Source organism: Oceanospirillum beijerinckii DSM 7166 (assembly GCF_000422425.1).
In the GTDB taxonomy this organism is placed as follows: domain Bacteria; phylum Pseudomonadota; class Gammaproteobacteria; order Pseudomonadales; family Halomonadaceae; genus Oceanospirillum; species Oceanospirillum beijerinckii.
The window spans coordinates 1-3,563 of sequence record NZ_AULT01000092.1 but is presented as its reverse complement, the minus strand read 5'-3'; the positions used below and the strand labels follow the sequence as shown (position 1 = coordinate 3,563).

The 3,563-nt window shown below is 48.7% G+C and carries 4 protein-coding genes; 1 reads left to right on the top strand and 3 read right to left on the bottom strand.

Annotated features, from left to right (window positions below):
* Positions 1-394 precede the first annotated feature (394 nt).
* On the bottom strand, positions 395-802 hold the full coding sequence (locus tag H579_RS26480; RefSeq protein WP_084624221.1) for an Rpn family recombination-promoting nuclease/putative transposase: 408 nt from the start codon (positions 800-802) through the stop codon (positions 395-397).
* A gap of 17 nt (positions 803-819) precedes the next feature.
* On the opposite strand from H579_RS26480, the gene H579_RS0118470 reads away from it, so the two are divergent.
* Positions 820-1,020, top strand: a complete 201-nt coding sequence (locus H579_RS0118470) for a hypothetical protein (protein WP_028301894.1) — start codon at positions 820-822, stop codon at positions 1,018-1,020.
* 131 nt (positions 1,021-1,151) lie between these two features.
* On the opposite strand, the gene H579_RS0118465 is transcribed toward H579_RS0118470, so the two are convergent.
* Both H579_RS0118465 and H579_RS0118460 read right to left on the bottom strand, forming a co-directional pair.
* Positions 1,152-2,069: a bifunctional OB-fold nucleic acid binding domain-containing protein/MaoC family dehydratase gene (locus tag H579_RS0118465; protein WP_245583307.1), complete on the bottom strand. Its 918-nt coding sequence runs from the start codon at positions 2,067-2,069 to the stop codon at positions 1,152-1,154.
* A gap of 37 nt (positions 2,070-2,106) precedes the next feature.
* Positions 2,107-3,318, bottom strand: coding sequence for a thiolase family protein (locus tag H579_RS0118460; protein ID WP_028301892.1), 1,212 nt, complete (start codon positions 3,316-3,318; stop codon positions 2,107-2,109).
* Positions 3,319-3,563 lie beyond the last annotated feature (245 nt).

Here is a 3,563-nt window from a genome sequence, read left to right as displayed (position 1 = left end):
ACCAATAACAGATAACTGTTTCATTGCTGCACCCTCTACTGATTTATACCGACCTATGGGAAGTATAGAGGGGCGTCCATCTCATTATTTTAATATCACGCATTCTCGGTTTGGCCAATCAAATATCCCCTATTCAATCAGCTGCAACCTATTGTTTTTAAAAAACAACTGAGCTGTTCAATTCCTTGATGATTCCGAACAATTGAGCTTGCTCACTATATCCAATCACCGCGCATTGCTTCTACGATCAAAAATGCCATAACCAACTGATTTAATGATATTTTTATAACCGACACTGGCAATGGTAGGCTATTTTACCGTCTAAACGAGCACGATATTCTCTATCGCCGTTAATATACTGTATAAACAAACAGATTCAGTATGTTTTAAACATCTAAGCTATCAGAATTGCTACTGCGACCCACCTAGGGAAAACCCTAGTTTCTAAGTTTTTTCTGATATAAATCAGTCTGATGGGATCTTTTAGCTGGCGATAGTCTTCGCCTCTACTCAGTTGCTCGGTCAACATACGGGCCAGGTAATACGCACTGCGAGCACTCCAGGCATTATATCGACGAACCTGCATCTCTATATTATAACGCTTGCCCCGAACATCCTGCGCCAACAGATCCAGTATGATATGTTTACCGGTCAGATCTTCGGGTTCAATATTGGGGTTGAGTACTTCGAGTTCTGTGATAGCGGGCTGATCGTCACGCACGGCATTGATCAGGTCAGACAGCAACTCTGGGGCTTGTGAGAAGATTTTCTTGAAGACGAAGTCATTCTTAGGGTCTAACAGATCTGGAAACCATTGAGGTGGGTGAAGAGATTCTGGACTCTTTTGATATTGAGCGTATCAATCCGATCACTTTGTTGTTCCAGGCAGGTTATTTAACGCTGGATAGCTGGCAGGAGACCGACTTTGGTGAGCTGGTTTACCGCTTAAAAATACCCAACCGCAGTGTGCTTTCGGCGTATACCAGACACATCAATAGTTTAGTGGAAACTGAGTTCTAACCTTACTGCAAGAACGTAGTCTAATTTAGACAAAAAAGCCGCCTGGAGGGAATTCACCACGATTTATCTTACAAACAATCAGGTAACCCAGGCGGCACAGCAGAAAGGAAGGTCGACTAATTACGTCGGTATCAGCTGTATAAGATCACCAGATCATTGATCACCGATGGTCGTTCGTTACCCACCACATGAATATGCACTTCCAGAGTCAATTGCACACCCTTACGGTTTTGTATAACAGATTTGACCTTAGCTCGGGCCTGAATCTCTGATCCTGCCGGTACTGGAGCCGGGAAGCGTAAACGATCCGAGCCGTAGTTCACCATAGTGCCAAAACCGGTAATCTCATACGGCAGGGCAAACTGCAGTCGGGATTGCAGTACCTGAACCAGAGAACCATGGGCAATGGTGGTGCCAAACGGACTCTCTTTTTTGGCTTTTACCGGGTCTGTATGAATCCAGTAGTTATCACCGGAGAGTTCGGCAAAAGCATCGATCAGAGTCTGATCTACTGTGATGGTGTTGCTCCAATCGGTAAACTCATCGTTTGCCAGTGCTTTCAATGCGGCGGAGTTATCAATGGACACCTGCACCTGTCCTTTATCGTTGCGTGGCAAGGCATCCAGCGGGTTCTGATAAGCGATTTTATCTAATGGTTTATCGACACCAGTAAAACGCAGCAGGGTATTGCCCTTGGCATCCACCTGATGGAAAACTGGTTTAACCGCCATGCCGATCTTGATCTCATCTTCATCCAGACCAGTCAGGGTGGTATTGACGCGCACGCCCTGAGCCAGTTCTACCACAGCCAACGCCTGAGGCATCTCATCGGCAAATTCCGACATAGTCGGTACGCGGGTCAGGGTATAGCTGTACAGGGTGCCTTCTCCACTGACCTCTTTCCACTCCAGATCATGAGCCATACAGTGGCTGCAGTGACGACGAGGGAAAAACACCCAACCATCACACTGATTACACTGCTGAATGGTCAGCTTGCCCTGATTCAGATTATTCCAGAATGGCTTGGAGATCTCGGTCGCCACTGGCATGGGTTTTCCTGACATTGTGTTTAATATACTCATGATCTTAAGCCCCCTGCAGAATCAATGCGCCCTGTTCACTCATGACACCACCGGTGCCCGAGACAAATACCTGATCACACTTGCCTAGTTGACGCTGATCGGCGCGACCGGCTATCTGGGTAAAGGCCTCAATCACCTGAGACATACCACCGGCGGATGCAGACTGACCAAAACTGAGCTGACCACCGTGAGTATTCATCGGGAAGTTACCCTTCCAGGTCAGGTCATTTTCCAGAATAAAGCGCATGCCCTCGCCCTTCGGACAGAAACCGGCATCTTCCAGCGACAGCAGCACGGTAATGGTGTAACAGTCATAGATCTGCGCCGCATCCATATCCTGAGGTTTAACACCGGCCATGGCGAACGCACGCTTAGCCGCTTCTGCAACCGGTGTTACCGTCATATCTTTGGCATAGGAAGGGGATTTAAACGACAGACGCTCACCAAAACCTTTGACATAAGCCGGACGGTGTTTAGTGCGGGCTGCGACTTCTTTTGACGTCACAATCACCGCCGCACCACCGGCAACTGGCATTACGATCTCTAAAACGTGCAACGGATCGGCGACCATCTTACTGGCCAGTACCTCATCAGAAGTCAGAGGTTTGCCGTAGAACATCGCATCCGGGTTGTACTGAGCATTGATGCGCTGATCGACAGCAATCTTTGCCATCGCCAGTGGATCATAACCGTATTGAGCCGCATAACGCTGAGCGATCATGGCATAACCGGTATTCTGGCCCATATGACCGTAAGGCAGATCAAATTCCGCCTCTGGTGCACCAAAGCGCGTGCTGTGACCACCAAAACGCATCGCCTGCGCCATCCAGGCCGGATCTTCATCCGGGCCAAACGGAGCCATACGCGCGGGAATCACACACAGTACGGCTTCACATAAACCCAGCTCAATGGCTGCGGCGGCACGCCAGATCATACCCACCGAGGTGCAACCGCCCAGATCCACCACCTCGGCAAAGTTGACTTCAATGCCCATATATTCGGCGGCCATGGCCGGAACAAACACTTCCGCTTCATGGAACTGAGGACCACTGATCACCAGGCCATCCAGATCACTGGCTTCCAGGCCTGCATCTTCCAGAGCCTGTGCCGCCAGATCCGCGACCTGCTCCAGATGGAACATCTGAGGTGCGGTTTGATATTTTTCCGGTTTATATTGTGCTGCACCGACAATGGCAGCATCGCCTCTTAAACCCATTTTCTTCTCCAATACTCTGAAAATCTCTTACGCCGCTTTAAGCACCTAATACCATTCCCGATAAGCCTCTTGATATCAGAGTAGATTGGATAAACGAAGCGCCATCCGACACTGACTCAGATATTCAGCTATTGTCAGAAGGCGCCTGCGGCTTTTCCGACCTACAACAACTTATCTGGATCAATAAGAGTCGTTTTAAACGTCTAGCAGCCTGTCGGACTTAAGCTGTCAATAGGCTTAAAAAT

Excerpts from the sequence above, each read along its gene's own strand:
- H579_RS0118460 (WP_028301892.1), bottom strand. The coding sequence starts at position 3,318 with ATGGGTTTAAGAGGCGATGCTGCCATTGTCGGTGCAGCACAATATAAA.
- H579_RS0118465 (WP_245583307.1), bottom strand. The coding sequence starts at position 2,069 with ATGCCAGTGGCGACCGAGATCTCCAAGCCATTCTGGAATAATCTGAAT.